Below are 20,895 nucleotides of genomic sequence, written 5' to 3' on the forward strand. Positions count from 1 at the left end.
GCCCGAGCGGGTGGGCACCGCGTCTGGGCTGGTGGCGCCCGTGGCGGTGGGACCGGCCGAGGGCGGTCCGGCGGTCCGTGTCGTTCGTGGCCGGCGAAGTCTGCGGATGATCCTGATGCCGCCGAGAGAGACCTGTCGTCGCTTCGGCGCGACGGGAAGGCATGGCGTCGACCAGGGAACACGACGAAACGTCTATGGTGGCGACGGTTAATGTGCGGAATGCTCTTTCCATGACATCCCCCTGAATTCGAGATGTCCGTCACGTTGATGCAGCGCACTGCGGCGCTCTTGGGTCTTTCTGTTCGCCCCCTTGACAGGATGGTTCAACCGCCCACCGGCGGGTATGGCTCAATAGCCCCCGCTTCGCCATCCCGATCTCGTCATGACAAACATACAACAATGCGTAACTGGTTCGTGTCAAGGTCTACGTAAGTTTGTCGACCATCGATGCCCTAAAGTACCAGCGAGAAGTATGACCAGAATGTCCCGCGCGGCACCGACCCCCACGGGAAGCTGGCTGCGCACGACGCCGGGCCCACCCGGGGGACCGACTCCCGCGCCATGGGATTTCGGCACCTACAGTGGCGGATCTTCACCGCCTGACCGACTGCCGGCACCCGACCCGGGGCACGAGGTCACCGATCCAGCCCAATCAGCATTTATTTACGCAGATGCCTTATCTCCCCCGCCTGGTCAGGGACGGCGGCGGCGTCCTCCGTCCGGCGGGGCACCCGGCCGGCCGCCTCGTCATCGGCGGCACGGCCGAAGACGGTCGCGGCGTCCGCGTACAGGACCGCGCGGAACGCGTGGGCGAACATGCACGCGGTGACCGTGTGCTGCCAGGCCGTCCAGGTCCGCACCTGGTACTGGTCGATGCCGATCAGCCCGCCGCCCCGCCCGTCACCTTCCTTGATCCTCCCGACGGTCTCCGCGACGCGCAGCAGGACAGGCGCGGACGTGTGCGAACGGGCATGGGCGAGGAAGTACGCGACATCGCCCGGATCGCTGACCGAACGCCGCACCAGCAGCGTGTGCGCGAATCCGTCGGCGGGACTCTCGTCGCCGACCCGCAGATCCCCGCCCAGGCCGACCAACGCCCAGTCGTCGTGGCGTTCGCCTCCGCCGCCCCGCACCCGGGTCCGCCGCTGCCACTCGCCGCCGGCGATCCGGGTGAGCACCTGACCGGCACAGGTCACCGGCACGGTTCCGGAAGCCACGCTGCCCTGCGCCAGCGGCAGGGCCGCCGAGACCGCCACCACGTACGACAACGCGTTCTTCGCACACCAGTTGCGGACCCGCGGGTGCTGCCCGTACTCGACGTCCGTGCTCACCCACCCGAACGGGACAGCCGCGTCGACCGCCTCGGCCAGCAGGTCGACAGCCTGGTCGAGTCTCGTGGCGAACCCGACACCAGCGGGAACGCCGGCCCTGCGGCAGCGCCCCGGATCGTCGGCCCACTGCTTTGGCAGGTGTAGGCGACGACCGATGTACGCGTGCCCGACCGGGCCGGCGTACGAGAGCATGACCACGACCTGACAGTTCTCGATCCGGGTGGTGGCGGCGCAGTACTGCGGGGCCACCCCCACCGACTGGTCACCCTTCTTGAGGATCTGCGTCTCGTCGAGGAACAGCACCCCGTCCGGATCACCGAACCGCTCCACCACATAGGCACGGACCTCGGCCTGCAGGGCGTCGGCGCTCCACGCGCCCCGCGACAGAAACGCCTGCATCCGGCCCGGGTGGCTGTGCCCGGCCCGGTGAGCCAGGGTCCAGCAGTTCTTCTTGTCCAGGTTCGACAACAGGCCCTCGATCAGATCATGGAAAACCTCACGGGGCTCCGGCCGGGCGAACAAGTGCCCCACCCTGCCCGTCAACTCCCGCAGCCGCAGCTCCCAGCCCGACACCCAGACCAGCCACCTTCGAACGTCACATCCCGCCATCACCCGCCGTCAACCCTCCGCCGGCAGCCCGCGCCGGTCGAGGCGGCACGAGCGGCAGGGCGGCGGGATCACCCACCGTCAGGACGCCAGTACCTCCGCCAATGACGACGGTCGACCACCACAGCTCGACAAGGGCGCCTATCGGCGCCGGTACCAGGTCGACCGCGGCCGCAAGCGGCGCACACGCCGTCGGTGTCACGTCAGCAGCGGTAGCGCCTGTCGACGGACGTCGACGTAGCGCTCGTACACCTCGGGGGTGTCGGCGGCGGTGACCTCCTCGGCCTCGACCGGCCCCGGCGGCGGCTCGGCACCGCCGGACAGCGCCCAGGCCGCCTGCCGCGCCGCGCCGAGCGCCACGTACTCGGCCGGGCGCGGCACGCTCACCGGCGCGCCGAACAACGCCGGCGCGACCGCCCGCACCGCGCGGGACTGCGCCGCGCCGCCGATCAGCAACACCCGGTCGACGGGGACCTGCTGGGCACGGAGCGCGTGGAGGGCGTCGGCGATGCCGCCGAGCATGCCCTCCACCGCGGCCCGCGCCAGGTTCGCCGCCGACGCGTTCGCTCGCGTCAGGCCGGTGAGCAGACCGCGCGCGTCGGGCAGGTTGGGGGTGCGTCCCCCATCCAGGTACGGCAGCAGGGTCAACCCGCCCGCGCCAGGTTGCGCCGAGAGCGCCAGCTCGTCCAACTCGGCCAGTGACCGGCCCAGCAGGTCGGCGACCGTGACCAGTACCCGGGCCGCGTTGAGGGTGCACACCAACGGCAGGAACCGGCCGGTCGCGTCGGCGTACCCGGCCACCAGCCCGCTCGCGTCGGCGGTCGGTACGTCACTGAGCCCGTACACGCACCCCGAGGTGCCCAGCGAGACCACCACGTCACCCGGCCGCAGGCCGACGCCGAGCGCCCCGCCCATCGTGTCACCGGTGCCGGCCGAGAGCAGCGCGCCGGAGGCGGTCTCCCCGACCACCTCGGCCGGCCCGGCGACCCGGGGCAGCGCCACGTCCCGACCGAAGGCGAGCCGCACCAGGTCCTGCCGGTACGCGCCGGCGGCCGGTGACCAGTAACCGGTTCCGGACGCCTCACCCCGGTCGGTCGTCGGCTCCCCGCCGTCCACGCGCAGCCGGTGGGTGAGCCAGTCGTGCGGCAGCAGCACCATGCTGGTGCGGGCCGCGAGCTCGGGCTCGGCGCGGGAGAACCAGCGCAGCTTGGTGACCGTGAAGCTGGCCACCGGCACCAGCCCGACCGCGTCGGCCCACGCCTTCGGGCCGCCGAACTCGCCGGTCAGGTCGACGGCGGCGCGCGCCGAGCGGGTGTCGTTCCAGAGAATGGCGGGACGCACCACCTCGCCGGCCTCGTCGAGGCAGACCATGCCCTGCTGCTGTCCGCCGACGCCGATCGCGGCCACACCGTCCAGCAGACCGGCGCTGGCCTGCTCGTACGCGGCCCACCACAACCGTGGATCGACCTCGGTGCCATCGGGGTGTGGGGCGCGGCCCCCGCGGAGCACCTCGCCGGTCTCCGCGTCGCAGACCACGACCTTGATCGACTGGGTCGACGAATCGACCCCGGCGACGAGGGTCCTTGCGCCACTCATGGCGATGCCTCCGTAGCTCGGTGAGACCCGACCCTACGTCCAGCAAGCGGATTAGTTCAATGGCCGTACAAATTTCGACGTCGCGGTGGCGGCGCTTTGGTGCAGGCCGCAAGTCGATCTGGATACCGGTGGCGTACGCGGCCGGCCGCCGGTCAACAGTCGGAAGGTGGTCACGATCCGGATCCTTCCAGTAAGGTCCGTCCCGGCATCCCGGGCGGGAGCACCGGGGCAAGGGCCGCCACCGCCACGAACGCCACGAACCCGTTGGTGGCCACTCCATAGGCAGCATCACGTCCGCGCGGAGAGGGAGCGGTCGTGGTCGAAGTCCGACCTGATGGCGGACTGAATGTCGTGGACGGACTATCGGGCCGCGGCCTCCAGCAACTCCAGCGCCAACTGTTGCAACTGTGGCCCGGCTTTCTCGGGGCTGCCAGTGTCGAACGGCGGGTCTGGGTCGTATTCCACCGCGAGCTGCAACGCCTGCGCGACCCGGTCGTCGGTCAGCTTCGCAGCCAGGTGCAGGGCCATGTCGATGCCTGCGGACACCCCGGCAGCGGTGATGATCCTGCCGGATTCCACGAACCGGCCCGGAGTGTAGATCGCACCGAAAGTGGACTCCAGATAGGACCGCGACGCCCAGTACGTCGTAGCCGGCACCCCGTGCAACAAGCCGGCCGCGCCCAGGATCAGGGCGCCCGTGCACACCGAGGTGGTCCAGGTCGTGCGCTGGTGCAGGCGACGCACCCAGTTCACCGTCTCGGCATCCTCCATCGCGGCGATGACACCCCGGTCGCCCGCGCCGGGCACCAGCAGCACGTCCGCGTGCCGCACCTGGTGCAGCGCCCGGTCCGCGACCAACCCCAACACCCCCGTATCCGTCCGTACGGGCCCGGCCCGCTTCGCCACCGTGACCACCGACGCGTCCGGCACCCGACACAACACCTCGTACGGTCCGACGGCATCCAGCGCCGTAAGACCGTCGTAGAGCAGTATCGCGATGCGCGGCCCGCGACCGCCCGACGCGGCTCCGTCGGGCGCCGCAGCGGCCGGCGGAGCCAGGCCTGCCGCGGCCAGCCCTGTGCCCACTCCACCGGCAACGGCTGCTCGCAGGACCACGCGCCGCCCACCATCTACGTCCATGAGCCTGGCTCCTTCCGAAATGGTCGTCGACGAGTGGTCGGGTCAGCATGCGATCCGGTTCCTGGACAACGGCCTTGATCCGTGGGAGGAGCACCGAAGCGGGCGGACAGGCCGGTGCGTCTGGTCCCACTGCACCGTGAGTTCCACGCCCGTCCCCCACACCTCGTCACAGCGAGTCGAGACATCCAGGCTGGCCGTCCGCAACTGCGGTGATCCGGGCGGTGCGGCGGCTGACGGCGGCATCGAGCCACACCTGGCACCCGAGGCGTCGCCTGGAGAGATTGGTGCTGCGGCGAACGCATGACGTGTACGGCCCGCCGCGGCGCCAGCGAGTACCGCAGGCGGCCGTCGCCGTTGAGGACGAAACCGATCTCGGCGATCTCGTCGCGGCCGTCGCCGTCGACGTCGACGATCCGGGTGTTGTGTCCGTCGGGGAGGTCCTGGTTGCCGCGCAGGAACTTCCACTGCTGGTGGAGCCCTCGTCGGAAAACGTATTCCACTACATCGCCACCCAAAACTCAATGACACTCGTCGATAAAATGCCTGGCGGGCGGGGCACCACCACGAGCGACGGCGACCAGGCGGCACGCAACGGCGACCGGCCGGCGGGCGGCCCGGCGGACACTCCGCCCGTCCCGGCCAGGCCGTCGCCGCCCCGGGCACCGGCCCACCCACCCCACCGACCCGACCCACCCACCGGATACGTCAGCGCAGCCCGACGGGGATCCCATCGAGGCCCGTCGTCATGCCCGCCCCCGGGCCGGACCCGGCCTCAGTCGGCGAGCCCACTCGGATAACGCATTCCGAATGGACTGTCCCCATCCGCCCCCGCTCGACCGACCACCGGACGGGCCAGGTCATGGGTGACCAGGCGACCGCACATGCCCCACCGGGCCGGCCCGCTCGGCGGCGACTCGAGCAGCACCGAGCGCTCCAGATGGCCGCCGTCGCCGCCCTGAAGCGCGTCAAGGATCTCCTCGGTGTGCCGCACCTGCCGCTCGACCGTCTCCCGCCAGAGTTCCCGCCAGGCCGCGACCCGAGGGCGCACCAGCGCGACGGCGGTGCGGTACAGGTCCCTCAGAGGTCCGAGATCGCCCTCCTGCGCGCTGGCCACCAGGCGCAGGAACCCGTCGAGAGCGAGATCCCGCCGCTGGCGCACCGCCTCGTCGAGCTCGTCGGCACCGGCGTCAGGTGGCAGCGTGGCCGCCGCCGCGTACCGGGCCGGGTCCGCCACCACCTCGGGTGGGAACGTCATCACCGCGTCGCCGGCCTCCGGCAGGCCGGCGTTCTGCATCACCACCACGACCTGCAGGTCGCTGTGGTTGACCGCGCGGTGGATGGTGCCCGGGGTGAACCACACCGTCGACCCCGCCCACAGCGGGGTCTCCCGGAACCCCGACGCGTCCAGCGTCTGCAGCGCGCCCGCACCGCCGATCACCACGTAGGCCTCCGTGGAGGCGGTGTGCAGGTGCGGGGTACCGCCGGCCAGGCCGTCCGCGCACCGGCCCGAGTACACCGAGAGCCGGGTCACGGAGGTACCACCGGGGAACTCCGGCAGGCTCATGCCACCACACCCCGCACCGGTGACGCCGTCCGCATCCGCGCGAGGACGGCGCGCGCCTGGTCGGCCAGGACGACGGTGCCGTCGTCGCCCTGGTCCCCCGACGCGACGAGGACGGCGTACCTGAAGGTGACGGTCTCCCCCGCCGCGAGCGCGAGTTCCTCGCTGAAGAAGGGCGCCGGGCACAGGCAGGCGAACTCCTCGCTGCGGGTGAACCACTGCGGGGGGTGGTGGGGGTTGCCCGCGTCGTCGACCATGACGATGGTCGACGAGCGCCCGGTCTCGTCGTGACGGCCCCGGAAGGCGAACCAGTCGGCCCGGGTACCGCGCAGGTCGTCGGCGCCGGTGCCGTCCGGTGACTGGACGGTGCCGCCGGTGAACGACCGTGGGCCACGCCAGAACAGGCCGCCGTACCCGGCGTTCTCCCGGCCCTTCGTGGTCGGGGAGCCGATGTCCAGGGTCGCGCCGGACACGTTCGTCATGGCCGTCTCGAAGATCAGCACCCAACTGACGCCGTCCAGGACGGTGGCACTGAGAGACCGTTGCTCGTCGATGACGGCCCGGCCGTCCTGGGAGATCCAGTCCAGCCGGTGGGCGATGTCCGCCCGACCGTCGACCACCGACAGATCCGTCATCTCGCGGTGCACGGCGCTGCCGTTGTTCTCCAGTTGCACGTAGAAGCTGCCGTGCACGTAGGTCGGGCCGCCCCAGAAGTTGTGCTCCCCGACGTGCGGCAGCGACCACGCGATGCCCTTGTGCCAGACGTGGTCGTGCGGCCGGAACAGCGACACCACGTCACCGGACAGGGTCCGGACCGGGTGCAGGTACGGCTTCGGTGACTCCAGGCGTGCCGTGTCCGGCCGGTACGTGTAGGTGAACAGCGGCAGGTCACCGGCCGACACGGTGACGTCGCGGCCCAGCGCGTGGTCGACGTGGAGGGTCATCGGACGGTCACTGCCGGCCATGGGGCTCCTGTTCCGTTCATCCGCTGGGCGAAGGGGCTGGCGGAGTCGATCTGCCCGCGGTGGACGCGTTCCCCGGTGAACGCGGACGCGTACAGGGCGGCGATGAACTCGACCGTCCGACGGGTGTCGGCGAGGGCGACCGGCGGCGGCACGCCCGCGTCGAGCGCGTCGTAGACGGCGGCGAGCTGCCCGGCGTGCCCGCTGGTGGCGTCGGTGCGCGACCTCCCCCACTCGGTCTCGATCTCCGCGTGCCCGGGTGCCGCCGTCACCGTCCAGTCGTCGTCGCGGTAGCCGTAGAGGTGTTCGAGCTCGACGGTGGCGCGCTCGTAGTCGACCCGCAGGGCCGAGGTCTGCCGCGGCGAGACCACGGAGTTGACCACGGAGGCCACGGTGCCGTCCGCGAAGGTCACCAGCGCCATCGACACGTCCTCGGTCTCGATGTGACGGGCCCGGCGGGCGGCGACGGCGGTGACCGTCTCCCAGGGCCCGAGCACCGACAGCAGCAGGTCGAACTGGTGGATGCCGTGGCCCATCGTCGGGCCGCCGCCTTCGGTCTCCCAGCGCCCCCGCCAGGGGACGTCGAAGTAGGCGTCGTCGCGGTACCACTGGGTGGTGCAGGTCGCCAGCAGCGGGCGGCCCAGGTGCCCGGCGTCGGCCATCGCCCGCAGCCGCAGCGCGCCGGCGCCGAAACGGTGCTGGAAGACCGTGGCGACGTGCGCACCGGACGTCCGGGCCGCCACGGCGAGAGTGTCGAGCTCGGCCAACGACAGGGTCGGCGGTTTCTCCACCAGGACGGTGACTCCGGCGTCCAGGCACCGCAGTGCCAGCGGCGCGTGCGATGCGGGTGGTGTGCACAGGTGCACGAGGTCCACGGGCGCGTCGTGCAGCAGGTCGGTCAGGGCCGGGTAGACCGTCGGCGAGCCCCAGGCAGCGGCGAAGTCACGGGCCCGGTCGGGGTCCACATCGACGACCGCGGTCAGCTCGGCGCGGTCGTCGTGCTCGCGCAGGGCCTGGACGTGGGCGGCGGCGATGCTTCCGGTGCCGACGATCGCCGTTCGGTATCTGGCGTGGGCCATGACGTCCTGCTGCTCCTTGTCACATGCGTCAGCTCGGTGCAGGTCGGGTGTGGGGTGGGCGCGCAGGGCGGGGCGCCCACCCCCGGGGTCAGGCCGCCTTGATCTCCGCCTGCAGCTCGGCGATGAACCTCTCGGCAGCCTGCTGCGGGGTCAACCGGCCGAACAGGACCTCCTCGGTGTGGCGCTTGAGGATCCCCTCGATGCCACTGGCCCCGTTGGGGGTCACCCGCGGCGGCTCGCTGACCGTGACGGAGTCGAGGAACTCGGCGGCGGCCTTGTCGGTGGCCGTCAGCTTCGGCGTGATGGCCGTCCGGATCTTCGGGTTGGCCGGCACGCCGCGATCGGTCAGCAGAACCTCGGCGGCCTGCTGGTTGTTGGCGAGGAAGTCGACGAACAGGGCGGCCTCCGCCGGGTGCTCCGACCGCGACGAGACGGACCAGAACATGGACGGCTTGTAGTACGCGCCTGCCGTCTGCGCCTCACCGGGCAGCCTGAGCAGCTTGAGGTTCTTGCCGCTGGCCGCGGCCAGCGAGGTGAGCTGGGTGTTCCACCAGGTGGCGAACGCCGACGTGTTGGTGGCGGTGCCGGACTGGTCCAGGCCGGCACCGGCGCGCTCGATGGTGACCGACGGCGCGGGCGCGACCCCCTCCTTGGCGAGATCGGACAGGTACTGCCAGTAGGAGGCCAACACCTGCGGCGGGACGGCGACGTTGCCCTCGGCGTCGTACAGGGAGGCGCCGGCCTGGCGGGCCCAGATGTTGACCCCACCGGCGTCGAAGCCCCACGACTGGACACCGGTGACCGTGCCGCCGCTGGCCTTGGAGACCTGCGCGCCGATGCTCTTGAGGTCGTCCCAGGTCCAGGTGGAGTCGTCGGGCAGGGGCACGTTGTACTGCGCCAGCAGGTCGGTGTTGACGACGATCGCGTACGTGGACAGCCCGGCCGGCAGCGCGTACTGCTTGCCGTCGATCTGGCCGGTGCCCAGGGCGTTGGGGTCGAAGTCGGCGGTGGACAGGTGCTTGCTCGCGGTGCCGAGGTCGAGCAGCGCGCCGCGCTCGGCGTAGGACGCGAGGTAGAGCTCGTCCATCTGGATGATGTCGGGCGCGTCGTTGGCGGCGACCGTGGTGGCGAGGCTGTCCCAGTAGCCGTTCCACTCCTTGAACTCACCCTTCACGGTGATGTTCGGGTGGGCCTTCTGGAACAGGTCGATGACCTGCTGGGTGCGCTGGTGGCGGGCGTCGGAGCCCCACCAGGTGAAGCGGAGGGTGACCGGGTCCTTGGACAGTTCGCCCGAGGCGTCGCCACCGCCGGTGCCGCAGGCGGCGAGGGCGGCCGTGGCGGCCATGGAGACCGCGAGGGCCAGCGCGGCCCGGCGGGACGGGGTGTATCGCATGGAATGTCCTTCCCAGGGTGGCGGACGTTTCTGTGGAGGGGTGGCGTGCGGGGACCCGTCTGCGCACGGAGAGCCTGGCTACTTGATCCCGGTGGTGGCGATGCCCTTGATCAGGAAGCGCTGGCCGATCAGGAAGGCGAGGAAGATCGGGATCAGGGAGACCACGCTCATGGCGAACATCGAGCCCCAGGACGTGGCGACCGTGGAGTCGACGAAGGAGCGCAGCGCGACGGGGACGGTGTACTTGTCGGGGTCGGTCAGGTAGATCAGCTGGCTGAAGAAGTCGTTCCAGGTCCAGATGAACGTGAAGATCGTCGTGGTGGCCAGCGCCGGCAGCATCAGGGGCAGGATGACCGACAGGAAGATCCGCGGGTGCCCGGCGCCGTCGATGCGGGCCGCCTCGTCCAGCTCCGTGGGCAGGCTGCGGATGAACTGGACCATGAGGAAGACGAAGAAGGCGTCGGTGGCCAGCATCTTCGGCACGATCAGCGGCAGAAAGGTGTTCACCCATCCGACCTGGGAGAACATGATGTACTGCGGCACGATGATCACGTGGATCGGCAGCATGATCGTGCCGAGCATGATCGCGAACCACCAGCGCTTGCCGGTGAACTCCAGCCGGGCGAAGGCGTAGGCGGCCATCGAGCAGGACACGAGGTTGCCGATGATGGCGCCGAGCACGACGATCGCCGAGTTGACCATGTAGTGGCCGAACGGCGAGGCGAGCGCCTCCCAGCCCGAGCTGTAGTTCTGGGCCTGCAGGCCGTCCAGGACGAGCCCGGGGCTGCGGAAGATCTCGTCGTTGGGCCGCAGCGAGCTGACCACCATCCACAGCACCGGATAGAGCATGATCAGCGCGAGCAGGATGAGCCCGACGTGCTTGAGCAGGGTGCGCGCGGTGACGGCCGTCGGCCGGGGGCGAGGTGACCCGGCGGTGGAGCGGGCGGCGGGCCTGGTGGGGAGTTCGTCGAGATCAGTCATCGTAGAAGACCCAATGCTTGGCGGCCCAGAAGTTGACGGCGGTGAAGGCGCCGATGATCACCAGGAGCAGCCAGGCGAGCGCCGAGGCGTACCCCATGTCGAAGTTCTGAAATCCGCGCTGGTAGAGGTAGAGCGTGTAGAACAGCGTCGAGTCGGACGGTCCGCCGCTGCCGCCGGAGACGACGAACGCCTGCGTGAACGACTGGAACGCGTGGATGATCTGCAAGACCAGGTTGAAGAAGATGATCGGCGACAGCAGCGGCAGCGTGATCTTGCGGAACTGCGTCCACTTGGCGGCACCGTCCACCGACGCCGCCTCGTAGTACATGGCCGGGATCTGGCGCAGCCCGGCCAGGAAGATGATCATCGGGGCACCGAAGGTCCAGACGTTCAACACGACCAGCGTCGACAACGCGGTGTCGGGATCGGAGATCCAGCCGCGACCCTGCACGCCGAACAGGTTTAGAACCTGGTTGACCATGCCCTCGGCGCCGAAGATCTGCCGCCACAGCACGGCGATCGCCACGCTGGAGCCGAGCAGCGACGGCAGGTAGAACGCCGAACGGTAGAACGCCATGCCCCGCAGGCCCCGGTCCAACAGCAGCGCCAGCCCCAGCGCGCAGGCCAACTGCAACGGCACGGAGACCAGCACGTAGGTGAACGTCACCCCGAGCGCCCGGTGCAGCCGCTCGTCGGCGAGCATCCGCTCGACGTTGTCCAGTCCGTTGAACTGCGGAGCCTCGATCAGGTTGTAGTCGGTGAAGCCGAGCGCGAACGACGCGGCGATCGGACCGGCGGTGATGAACAGCAGCCCGGCGAACCAGGGCAGCAGGAACAGGAAGGCGGCCCGGTTCTCCCGCTTCCGCGGAGGGGCGCCCTGGGAAGCGCGGAGCCGCTGAAGCTCGCCGAGAGCAGTCACACGACCCTCCTTCACGGGAGCAACGGTCAGGCATCGGCTTACGGTGTGGCCGCCCTCGATGCGTGGGAAGCTGCGGGAAAACGTATTCCGGGCAGTCTGCATCCCGGCGGAGACGCCGTCAAGTGTTTCCGGCGGATGACCGTGAACCTTCCTCGGACATGCCCCCGGCATGTGTCCGAGGAAGGTCGAGGACCCCGGCGCTCACCGTGCGGTCATGCCTTCCGACCTGGTGGGAACCACGCTCAGGGGGTCAGCGGACCCGGGTGCTGTCGCGCACGACGATCGCGCCCCGCACGGTCTGCCGCCTCGGCCCCTCAGCCCGCCGACAGGCCGGCCCCCCGGGGCCGGAGCGCAGCACCAGCGCAAGCCGGATCGACTCGGCGCCGATCTCGGCCAGTGGCAGCGCCACGGTGGTCAGCCGGGGAGTCACGTCCACCGCGAGCTGAATGTCGTCGAAACCGGTCACCGAGACGCGGGCGGGCAGGGCGACCCCACCGGCCCGGCAGGCCGACAGGGCGCCGACCGCGATCAGGTCGTTCGCCGCGACGATCGCGTCGATGTGGCCGAGCCCTTCCTCGATCAGCCTGGCGGTGGCTTCGAAACCACCCTGTCGACTGACCTCGCAGTTGACGACGCGCACATCCTGCACGTCCACGCCACCCGACAGCAGACCCTCGACGAAACCCGAGGTACGGGCGCTGACGTTGGCCTTGTCGCGCGACCCGGCGAGGATCACCACCCGCTGATGACCGGTCTGCGCCAGGTAGACACCCATCGTCCGGGCAGAACCCCGGTCGTCGACAGTGATCGAGTCGAAGGGCATGTCGGTGTCACCGAAGATGACCACCCGGCCGCCGTGCTGCTCGTAGGCGAGAAGCTCGTCGAGCAGTCGTCCGCCGAGCGCACCGGCCTCGAACCGGCTGGAGGTCAGCACGAGAGCCCGGGGGCGCAGCGCGCACAGCGTCCGCACCGTCTCGTACTGCCGGTCCGGAGTGCCGCCGGTGGAGGAGACGCTGACGAACGACCCCACCGCGCGGGCCTGCCGTTCCATCGCGGCGACCACGATGCCGATCGTCGGCGTGGTGAGGTCGTCGGCGACCAACGCGATCGAGTCGCTCGTGCGCCGCATCGCGCGCGCCGACATGTCGGAGGTGTAGCGCAGCTCGGCGGCGGCGGCCAGCACCTTCCGCTCGTACTCGGGGGCAACGGTGCGGGAGCTGCCGCCGAGCACCCGTGAGGCCGTCGCCACCGACACGCCGGCCGCCGCAGCGACGTCGCGCAGCGTGACGGTCGGCCTGGAAGGATGCGGCACCGGCAGAGTTCCCCTCGAACCACAGAGCGCGTGGAACAGCTGCCCGACCCGGCAGCGCGCCCAAGAATAGCCATGCACACCAACCCACCGTGACCAGGCAGGACGCACGGCACGCCACGCCGTCATGTTTCACGCTTCCGGGCGGAAACCGCGTTTCATCAGGCATTTCACGATGGATCATCGTGGCACCGCCGGTGGCACAATCGTCGGCGTGAACGATGGCCCCCGGGCGGACACGAGCCGCAGACCCGCGACGCTGCACGACGTGGCCCGCGCGGCCGGCGTCTCCTACGCCACGGCGTCCCGGGCCCTCAACGGCAGCGACCGTACCGTGCGCGCGGAGAACGTCGCGCGCGTACACGCCGCCGCCGCGCAACTCGGCTACTCCCCGCACCTGTCGGCACAGGCCATCGCCAGAGGATCGACCAGCACCGCCGCCCTCGTCGTCAGCGACCTGGACGATCCGTACTTCTCCTCCATCGCCGCTGGCGTCACCGAGGCCGCCGAGGCCGCGGGCCTCATCGTCACCATGGCCATCGCCGACCGCTCCCCTGATCTCGAACTGCAGATCATCCGCTCACTACGGGGCCAACGCCCCCGCGCGATCGTTCTAGCCGGCAGCCGCATCGCCGGCGTCGACACCCGCGCCGAGCTCATCAACGAACTGACCGCCTACCGCACGGCGGGCGGCCGGATCGCGTTGATCAGCCAGCAGGACCTCCCCTTCGACACTCTCTGCATCGACAACTACGGCGGAGCGAGAAGACTGGCGCTGGCGCTGGCGGAACAGGGCCACCGAACCTTCGCGCTCATCCACGGCTCCGACATCATCCGCAGCTCCCACGAGCGCCGCGCCGGCTTCACCGACGGCCTACGGGAGGCCGGCCTCGCCGTGGATCGACGACACTCGGTCGAGGTCGCGTTCGCCCGGGAGGGAGGCGCGGCCGGGGCCCGCACGCTGGTCGCACAGGGCGTCAAGGAGATCGATGTCGTCTTCGCGGTCAACGACATGATGGCCATCGGCGCCATGACCGCCTTCCGCGACGCCGGAGTCACTCCGGGCACAGACATCGGAATCGCCGGCTTCGACGACATCGGCCCAGCCGTCGATGTCGTGCCGGCCCTGACCACGGTCCGCATACCGCTCCGCGAGGTGGGTCGCACAGCGATGCGGGTCGCGCTCGCCGACGAGGCCGCCGGCATCGTACGGATTCCCACCGAGGTGGTCCTGCGGGAGAGCACGCCCCTGCGGCGAAGGAACCGGGGCTGACCGACACGGGATGACGGCATGGGCCTCGACTACAGCTACCGCGTGTTCGTGCACCGACGCGACGCCGGCCGCCTGCTCACCGCGGTCGCGGCGCTCTGCCAGTCGCACGGACGGACGACAACGGTGGTCCTACCCGACGGCACCTCGGTGGCGCTGCCGGCCACCTACGGCTTCACCGCCGGCCGGGACGTGGACCTGGCCGCTGAGGTCGCCGACCGCAGCCCCTCGACCTTCGACCTCTCGCTCTGCTTCCCCGAGGACGGTTCGCGGGTGGCAGGCCCGATCACGTGTCCTGGGGCGGCTCGGCGTCCAGCGCGCAGCGGAAACCGGTGTGGCCGGTGCTGCTGTCGGGGGTGTTGGAGGTGCGGGCGGCGACCCGGTAGCGGTTGCAGTACGACTCGTGGCAGAGGTAGCTGCCGCCGCGCACGACCCGGGCCTGGCCGGTGACGGGGCCTCGCGGATCGGTACGGGTGGCGGGACGATCCTCGGCGTGCCAGGTGGTGCTCCACCAGTCCGCGCACCACTCCCAGACGTTGCCGCTGGTGTTGTACAGGCCGTAGCCGTTGGGCCGGTAGGACTTGACGGGCGCGGGGCCGACGTGGCCGTCCTCGCGGGTGTTGTGGGTGGGGAAGGTTCCCTGCCAGATGTTGCACCGGTGCTGACCCCGAGGGGTGAGCTCGTCCCCCCAGGGGTAGGTCGCCTGGTCGAGGCCGCCACGGGCGGCGTTCTCCCACTCGGCCTCGGTGGGGAGCCGCTTGCCGATCCAGGTGGCGTAGGCGGTGGCGTCGTTCCAGGAGACGTGGGTGACCGGGTGGTTCTGCCGGCTGGTGAGGTCGGAGCCCGGACCGTCGGGGTGCCGCCAGTCGGCGCCACGGACGGCCCGCCACCAGGGGGCGCCGGGGATCGAACCGTCCAGCACGTGCTGCTCCGCTTCGGCGGTGAGCAGCAGGTGGAACACGAACGACCAGCCGTAGCGCTCGGCGTCGGTCACGTAGCCGGTGGCCTTGACGAAGGTGGCGTACTGGGCGGTGGTGACGGCGGTGGCGTCGATGAGGTAGGGCGAGAGGGTGACGGTGCGGACCGGACCTTCCCCGTCCGCGGGAAACTGGTCGGGGTCGTCGCCGCCCATCCGGAACGGCCCGCCGGGAATGGCGATCATGCGGCGGGCGGTCTCCCGCCGGTCGCGGGTGGGCACCGCGAAGGGCAGCGCGGTCGTCGGGTCCGCCGGGACCCCCACGTCGGCGGTGTGGGGGTACCGGAGCTGGCTCGTGGAGGGTCCGCAACAGGGGTTCATGATCCATTTTCGCTGGTCGGGGTGCTGTTCAGATCCCGCCGGTCACCGGCGGGCTCGGGGTGCGGTCGTCCACCGACGGCCCGTGCCGCACGCGGCCCCGCAGCCCCGTGCCACTGAGAACTGTCGCCGACCGCAGCCCGGGACGCCGTCTCCGGCCGTGCCCATTGTCAGCCGCGAACGGGTTCCCGGCTGCCGGGGATGCCGCCACCGGCGCCGTCCCCGGCGGGACGGCCCCCGGTCAGCGCGGTGAGCCCGAAGGTGCCCGCCCGGCGACTCGCGGAGAGCGCCGGATCGGCCGAGGCCGTGAGGCAGAGGACGTCGGGCCGGAAGACCAGGCGGCCGGTCGCGACGGCATAGGACCCGGCCGCGTAGAGCTGGCAGTCGATGACCAGCAGCGGCGCGCCGGGCGGGACCTCCAGTTCGGCGGCGAGCGCCTCCCCGGCCGCCTCGGCGGTGATGGTGTGGTCGCTGCGGATCAGCCGGATGTCCTCGGTCTCGCGGAGGAACGTGGTGATCCCGTCGGTCAAAGCGTTGATGCGCACCTGGTGGCCGTCGATGGACGCGGGCAGTCGGTGCTCCAGGCGGGCGGCGGCCCGGCCCTCGACCTCGTACAGCCGGACGGCGCGGTACACGGCGGCGTCGTGGTCCACGCCGAGTCGGGCGATGTCGTCGGCGTCGGCGGTCTCGCGGATGATGTTGACCGCGCGGACGGCGAAGTCGGCTCCGGCCTCGGCGAGGAAGTCGGACAGGGAGAGGATCAGGTCCACCGGGTAGGCCAGTGAACCGGCGTGGGCGGCCCGGGTGGGGGCGGTGATCAGGGTGCCCACCCGGCGACGACGGACGATCTCGCCGGCCGCCTCCAGTCGGCTCAGTGCGTCCCGCAGGGTGGTCCGGGAGGCGCCGACCAGCTCGCAGAGTCGCTGCTCGGGCGGCAGGCGGGTGATGCCGGTGCGCTGGTACTCGGTGATCAGCCCCCGCAGCGTCGCCTCTGCCTCGTCCACCCGGCTACGCCGGCCTTCCGCCTCCACCGCAGTCGCCATACGCCCCTCCATCGGATTGGTCATACCTTATAGACCTTTCCACTGTCTCGCAACGACCCCCGCCCCGAGCAGGGCATCCCCACCCTTGACAGCCTTTCCGCATTGGTCATATCTTACCGCTCAATTGATCAGACTTAACAGCGCTGAAACCTGTCGGCGCAGGTGGGAGACGGTGGGATGGCGGAGGCCCTGCTCGGCATCGACATCGGTACGTCGGGAGCCAAGGCCGTCCTGACCCGTCCCGACGGCACCGTGCTGGCCACCGCCACCCGGTCCCACCGCCCCACGCTCCCCCGCCCCGGCTGGGTCGAGCACGACCCCGAAGGGGACTGGTGGGGCGCGGTGGTCGACCTGTCCCGCCGCCTGCTCGCCGAACGACCCGAACGACCGGCGGCGGTCTGCGTCAGCGGAATCGGGCCGTGCGTCCTGCCCACCGACGAGCGGTACCGGCCGCTGCGTCCGGCGATCCTCTACGGAGTGGACACCCGGGCGGTCGCCGAGGCCCGGGACCTGACCGACCGCCTCGGCGCCGAAGCCGTCCTGCACCGCGGCGGGTCGCTGCTCACCAGCCAGGCCGCCGGCCCCAAGCTGTCGTGGCTGCGCCGGCACGAACCCGAGGTCTGGCGCCGCACCCGGCGGTTCCTGATGGCCAGCTCCCTCGCCGTGGCCCGACTGACCGGCGAGTACGTCCTCGACCACCACTCCGCGAGCCAGTGTCAGCCGCTGTACGACCTCACCGCCGGCCGGTGGTACGAGCCGTGGTGCGACCTGGTGGCACCCGGGCTCCCGCTGCCACGGCTGGTCTGGCCCGGCGAGACGGTCGGCACCGTCGACGCCCGGGCCCACGCCGAGACCGGCATCCCGGTGGGCACCCCGGTCGCGGCGGGCACCGTCGACGCCTGGGCCGAGGCCCTCAGCGTCGGGGTCCGCGCGCCCGGCGACACCATGCTCATGTACGGCACCACGATGTTCCTCGTCCAGATGCTCGACCGACCGGTCACCGACGCCCGGCTCTGGGCCACCCGGGGGGTCACCCCGGGCAGCACCAGCCTGGCCGGGGGCATGGCCACCTCCGGCGCGGTCACCGACTGGTGGCGGCGGATCACCGGCGAGCAGGGGTTCGACCGGCTCGCGGCGGATGCCGCCGCCGTCCCGGCCGGAGCCGACGGCCTGGTCACGCTCCCCTACTTCGCGGGAGAACGCACCCCCCTGTTCGATCCCGACGCCCGGGGTCTCCTGCTCGGCCTGACCCTGCGACACGACCGGGGACACCTCTACCGCTCGGCCCTGGAGGCGACCGGGTACGCCGTCCGGCACCACCTCGACACCTTCGCCGAGGTCGGGGCCGCGCCCCGCCGCCTGGTCGCGGTGGGCGGCGGGGTACGGGGCGGACTCTGGACCCAGATCGTCTCGGACATCACCGGCCAGCCGCAGGAGCTACCGCAGCAGACCATCGGCGCCTGCTACGGAGACGCCCGGCTCGCCGGCGAGGCGATCGGGGTCGTCGACCCCGACACGACCTGGGCCCGGACCGGGACCGTCATCACCCCCCGCGCCGAGCACGCCCACACCTACCAGGAGCTGTACCGCATCTACCGGGCCGCGTACCCGGCCACCCGGGACCTCGCCCACGACCTGGCCGCCCTACAGCTCACCGACGGCACCGGCCCGCTCTGAGGCCGTCCTGCCACGTTCCCTTCCCCCGCTGGTGACTCAGGAGAGAACATGCCCGATGTCGTCTTCGCGTCCGGCCGGCAGCGGCCGGACACCGGACCTCCGGCCGCCCCGGCGGGCGCCGGGACCGCACCACCACCACGCCGGACGGCCCGTCGTGCCCTGCACCGGCTGCGCGGCGCCCTCCTCGGCCTGTCCGGCTTCTGCGGGCTCATCCTGGTCTGGCAGCTCACCGCCATGGCCGAGATCGTCGGCAACGGTCTGCTGCCCACCCCGTTCGAGGTGTTCGAGGTCATCTGGACCGGCCTGGGCAACGGACTCGCCACCGACGTGCTGATCAGCAGCCGCCGGGTGGTCCTCTGGGTCTCGGTCGGCATCGCCGCCGCCGTACCGGTGGGTTTCCTGCTCGGCTGGTTCCCCACCGTCCGCGCGGCGCTGAACCCGCTGGTCAACTTCTTCCGGGCGCTGCCCCCGATCGCCCTGGTCCCGCTGGTGATCGTCTACTTCGGCATCGGGGAACTGGCCCGGGGCATCATCCTGATGTACGCCGCCTTCTTCGCCACCGTGGTCATCGTCTTCGAGGGCGTCGCCGGCATCGAGGACAAGTACGTACGCGCCGCCCAGACCCTCGGCGCGACCCGCCTGGAGGTCCTGGCCCGGGTGGTGCTGCCCTTCTCCGTGCCGCACATCCTCACCGCGGCCCGGGTCTCCCTCGGCATCGGCTGGGCGTCCCTGGTCGCCGCCGAGCTGGTCGCCGCCCAGGACGGTCTCGGCGCGGTGATCCAGAACGCCGGCAACTTCCTCGACATCCCCCGGGTCTACGCCGGGATCATCCTGATCGGCTTCTGCGCGCTGGTGATGGACGCCGTCCTGCGTCTGCTCTCCGCCCGGCTGGTCACCTGGCAGGACAGGGGAAACCGATGACGACAGCGGTCAACACCGGCGGACTGACCCTCGACGGGGTCGGCAAGCGGTTCGGACGGGGCGCGGCCGCGGTGACCGTCCTCGACGACGTCGCCTTCGACGTGCCCGAGGGGGAGTTCGTGGCCGTCGTCGGCCCCAGCGGATCGGGCAAGACCACCCTGCTCAACACCGTGGCCGGGTTCGTCGACCCGGACGTCGGGCAGATCCTGGTCAACGGCACACCGGTCACCGGGCCGGGCCCGTCACGGTGCGTGGTCTTCCAGGAGTACGCGATCTTCCCGTGGCTGACCGTGCGTCGCAACATCGAGTTCGGGATGCGGCTGCGAGCCCGGCGCCGGCCCGCCGCCGAGCGCCGGCGGATCGCCGACCGGTACCTGGACCTGATGGGCCTGACCGCCTTCGCCGACGCCCTGCCCAAGACCCTCTCCGGCGGTATGCGCCAACGCGTCGCCCTGGCCCGGGCCTACGCGGTGGACCCGGAGATCCTGCTCATGGACGAGCCCTTCGCGGCGTTGGACGCGCAGACCCGGGAGACCATGCAGGAAGCACTCCTGGAGATCAACCAGAAGGAACGCCGGACCGTCCTGTTCGTCACCCACCAGGTGGAAGAGGCGATCTTCCTCGCCGACCGGGTCGTGGTGATGTCCGCCCGACCCGCCCGGGTGCAGGAGATCGTGCCGGTGCCGTGGCGGGGCCCCCGCCACCACGAGCTGAAGACCACCCCCGAATTCATCGAACTCCGCCGGCGCATCGAGGCGATGCTGCGCGGCGGCCACCCCACCCCCGAAGGACAGACAGCATGACCAGACGAATCCTTGCCGCGGTGACCGGCCTCGTCCTCGCCCTCACCGTCGCCGCCTGCGGCTCCGACGACGACGCCGCCGGGGACACCCGGACCGTCAAGGTCGGCTACATCGCGGGCCCCGCACCGGGCATGCACCTCCTGTTGGCCAAGGAACGCGGCTACTTCACCGAGCAGGGCCTCGAGGTCGAGACGATCCCCTTCCAGACCGGCATCTCGCTGTCCAACGCGCTGACCGGCGGCAGCATCGACGTCGGCGTGATGGGCGCCGTGATCGCCAACTTCCCCGCCCGCGGTCAGGGCAAGGTCTTCCTGCTCAACAACCTGGAGGCCAACATCCAGCAGATCTGGGCCGCCCCCGGCAGCGGGATCAGCTCGATCGCCGACCTGCGGGGCAAGCGGGTGGCCACCACCACCGGCACCGCCGCCCACCTGCTCCTGCACGTCGCCCTCGCCGAGAACGGCATGACCACGAAGGACGTCGAGCTGGTCAACCTCGACATGCCGGCGGTGGCCAACACGTTCGTCACCGGAGGCGTCCCGGCCGCCGCGCTCTGGGCGCCCTTCGACAACCAGATCAAGGAGAAGCTGCCCGAGGCGACCATGATCGGCACCGCCGAGCAGTTCCAGCCGAAGTCCGCCATCGCCGGCGGCTGGGTGGCCAACAACCGCTTCCACGCCGAGCACCGCGACACCCTCGTCCAGCTCACCAAGGCCTGGCTGAAGGCCAACGACGACATCGTCAACGACCAGCCCGCCGCGCTGGCCGCAGGGTGCCCGAGCTTGGCGGAGTTCATGACCGCCGAGGTGTGCACCCAGATCTACCAGCAGGCCCGCAGCTACCCGAACAGCGAGTGGTCGACCCTCTACGCCGACGGCACGGTGGCCGGCTGGATCGGCCGGATGGAGCAGGTCTTCGTGGACATCGGGGCGCTGCCGACCTTCGTGGAGCCCACCCAGTTCCTCGACACCTCCATCTTCACCGACGCGACCGCGTGAACCGTTCCGCCC

At 71.0% G+C, this 20,895-nt stretch carries 17 protein-coding genes; 5 read left to right on the forward strand and 12 right to left on the reverse strand.

What is annotated here, in order from left to right; translation table 11 throughout:
* Positions 1–659 precede the first annotated feature (659 nt).
* From ACQUFX_RS11895 to ACQUFX_RS11940, 10 genes are all read right to left on the reverse strand, one after another.
* Complete coding sequence (locus ACQUFX_RS11895) at positions 660–1,904, reverse strand: IS701 family transposase (RefSeq protein WP_428966072.1); 1,245 nt, start codon at positions 1,902–1,904, stop codon at positions 660–662.
* Between the two features lie 231 nt (positions 1,905–2,135).
* Complete coding sequence (gene xylB, locus ACQUFX_RS11900; protein ID WP_428966073.1) at positions 2,136–3,533, reverse strand: xylulokinase; 1,398 nt, start codon at positions 3,531–3,533, stop codon at positions 2,136–2,138.
* A gap of 360 nt (positions 3,534–3,893) precedes the next feature.
* The gene (locus ACQUFX_RS11905; protein ID WP_428966074.1) at positions 3,894–4,673 is read right to left on the reverse strand and encodes a DJ-1/PfpI family protein; all 780 of its coding nucleotides are present in this window, start codon (positions 4,671–4,673) and stop codon (positions 3,894–3,896) included.
* A gap of 772 nt (positions 4,674–5,445) precedes the next feature.
* A complete protein-coding gene (locus ACQUFX_RS11910) occupies positions 5,446–6,237 on the reverse strand; it encodes a cupin domain-containing protein (RefSeq protein WP_428966075.1) in 792 nt (263 codons plus the stop codon).
* Positions 6,234–7,199 carry a DUF6807 domain-containing protein gene (locus ACQUFX_RS11915; RefSeq protein WP_428966077.1) on the reverse strand — a complete coding sequence of 322 codons (966 nt, stop codon included), beginning with the start codon at positions 7,197–7,199 and terminating at the stop codon, positions 6,234–6,236. The genes ACQUFX_RS11910 and ACQUFX_RS11915 overlap by 4 nt, the downstream gene beginning before the upstream one ends.
* A complete protein-coding gene (locus ACQUFX_RS11920) occupies positions 7,175–8,275 on the reverse strand; it encodes a Gfo/Idh/MocA family protein (RefSeq protein ID WP_428966078.1) in 1,101 nt (366 codons plus the stop codon). Before ACQUFX_RS11920 ends, ACQUFX_RS11915 begins: the two co-directional genes overlap by 25 nt.
* Before the next feature lie 88 nt (positions 8,276–8,363).
* Entirely contained in the window at positions 8,364–9,668 is a 1,305-nt protein-coding gene (locus tag ACQUFX_RS11925) for an ABC transporter substrate-binding protein (protein WP_428966079.1), read from the reverse strand.
* A 78-nt stretch (positions 9,669–9,746) separates the two neighbouring features.
* The gene (locus ACQUFX_RS11930) at positions 9,747–10,649 is read right to left on the reverse strand and encodes a carbohydrate ABC transporter permease (protein WP_428966080.1); all 903 of its coding nucleotides are present in this window, start codon (positions 10,647–10,649) and stop codon (positions 9,747–9,749) included.
* Positions 10,642–11,568: a carbohydrate ABC transporter permease gene (locus ACQUFX_RS11935; protein ID WP_428966081.1), complete on the reverse strand. Its 927-nt coding sequence runs from the start codon at positions 11,566–11,568 to the stop codon at positions 10,642–10,644. The genes ACQUFX_RS11930 and ACQUFX_RS11935 overlap by 8 nt, the downstream gene beginning before the upstream one ends.
* Before the next feature lie 250 nt (positions 11,569–11,818).
* Positions 11,819–12,880 carry a LacI family DNA-binding transcriptional regulator gene (locus tag ACQUFX_RS11940; protein WP_428966082.1) on the reverse strand — a complete coding sequence of 354 codons (1,062 nt, stop codon included), beginning with the start codon at positions 12,878–12,880 and terminating at the stop codon, positions 11,819–11,821.
* Between the two features lie 211 nt (positions 12,881–13,091).
* Between ACQUFX_RS11940 and ACQUFX_RS11945 the strand changes: the two genes are divergently transcribed.
* Positions 13,092–14,150: a LacI family DNA-binding transcriptional regulator gene (locus ACQUFX_RS11945; RefSeq protein ID WP_428966083.1), complete on the forward strand. Its 1,059-nt coding sequence runs from the start codon at positions 13,092–13,094 to the stop codon at positions 14,148–14,150.
* Positions 14,151–14,433: 283 nt separating this feature from the next.
* Here ACQUFX_RS11945 and ACQUFX_RS11950 read toward each other — a convergent pair whose 3' ends face one another.
* Positions 14,434–15,387: a formylglycine-generating enzyme family protein gene (locus ACQUFX_RS11950; protein ID WP_428966084.1), complete on the reverse strand. Its 954-nt coding sequence runs from the start codon at positions 15,385–15,387 to the stop codon at positions 14,434–14,436.
* A 224-nt stretch (positions 15,388–15,611) separates the two neighbouring features.
* Positions 15,612–16,484, reverse strand: a complete 873-nt coding sequence (locus tag ACQUFX_RS11955) for a GntR family transcriptional regulator (protein WP_428966085.1) — start codon at positions 16,482–16,484, stop codon at positions 15,612–15,614.
* A 177-nt stretch (positions 16,485–16,661) separates the two neighbouring features.
* Here ACQUFX_RS11955 and ACQUFX_RS11960 point away from each other — a divergent pair, with 177 nt between their 5' ends.
* The 4 genes from ACQUFX_RS11960 to ACQUFX_RS11975 are packed head-to-tail and all read left to right on the forward strand — an operon-like array spanning position 16,662 to position 20,883.
* Positions 16,662–18,161 (forward strand): FGGY-family carbohydrate kinase, encoded by a 1,500-nt coding sequence (locus ACQUFX_RS11960; RefSeq protein WP_428966086.1) that lies wholly within the window; start codon positions 16,662–16,664, stop codon positions 18,159–18,161.
* 48 nt (positions 18,162–18,209) lie between these two features.
* The gene (locus ACQUFX_RS11965; protein WP_428966087.1) at positions 18,210–19,082 is read left to right on the forward strand and encodes an ABC transporter permease; all 873 of its coding nucleotides are present in this window, start codon (positions 18,210–18,212) and stop codon (positions 19,080–19,082) included.
* Positions 19,079–19,885: an ABC transporter ATP-binding protein gene (locus tag ACQUFX_RS11970; RefSeq protein ID WP_428966088.1), complete on the forward strand. Its 807-nt coding sequence runs from the start codon at positions 19,079–19,081 to the stop codon at positions 19,883–19,885. Before ACQUFX_RS11965 ends, ACQUFX_RS11970 begins: the two co-directional genes overlap by 4 nt.
* Complete coding sequence (locus ACQUFX_RS11975) at positions 19,882–20,883, forward strand: ABC transporter substrate-binding protein (protein WP_428966090.1); 1,002 nt, start codon at positions 19,882–19,884, stop codon at positions 20,881–20,883. Before ACQUFX_RS11970 ends, ACQUFX_RS11975 begins: the two co-directional genes overlap by 4 nt.
* Positions 20,884–20,895 lie beyond the last annotated feature (12 nt).

Source organism: Micromonospora fluostatini, assembly GCF_050410825.1.
GTDB classification, from domain to species: Bacteria; Actinomycetota; Actinomycetes; order Mycobacteriales; family Micromonosporaceae; genus Micromonospora; species Micromonospora rosaria.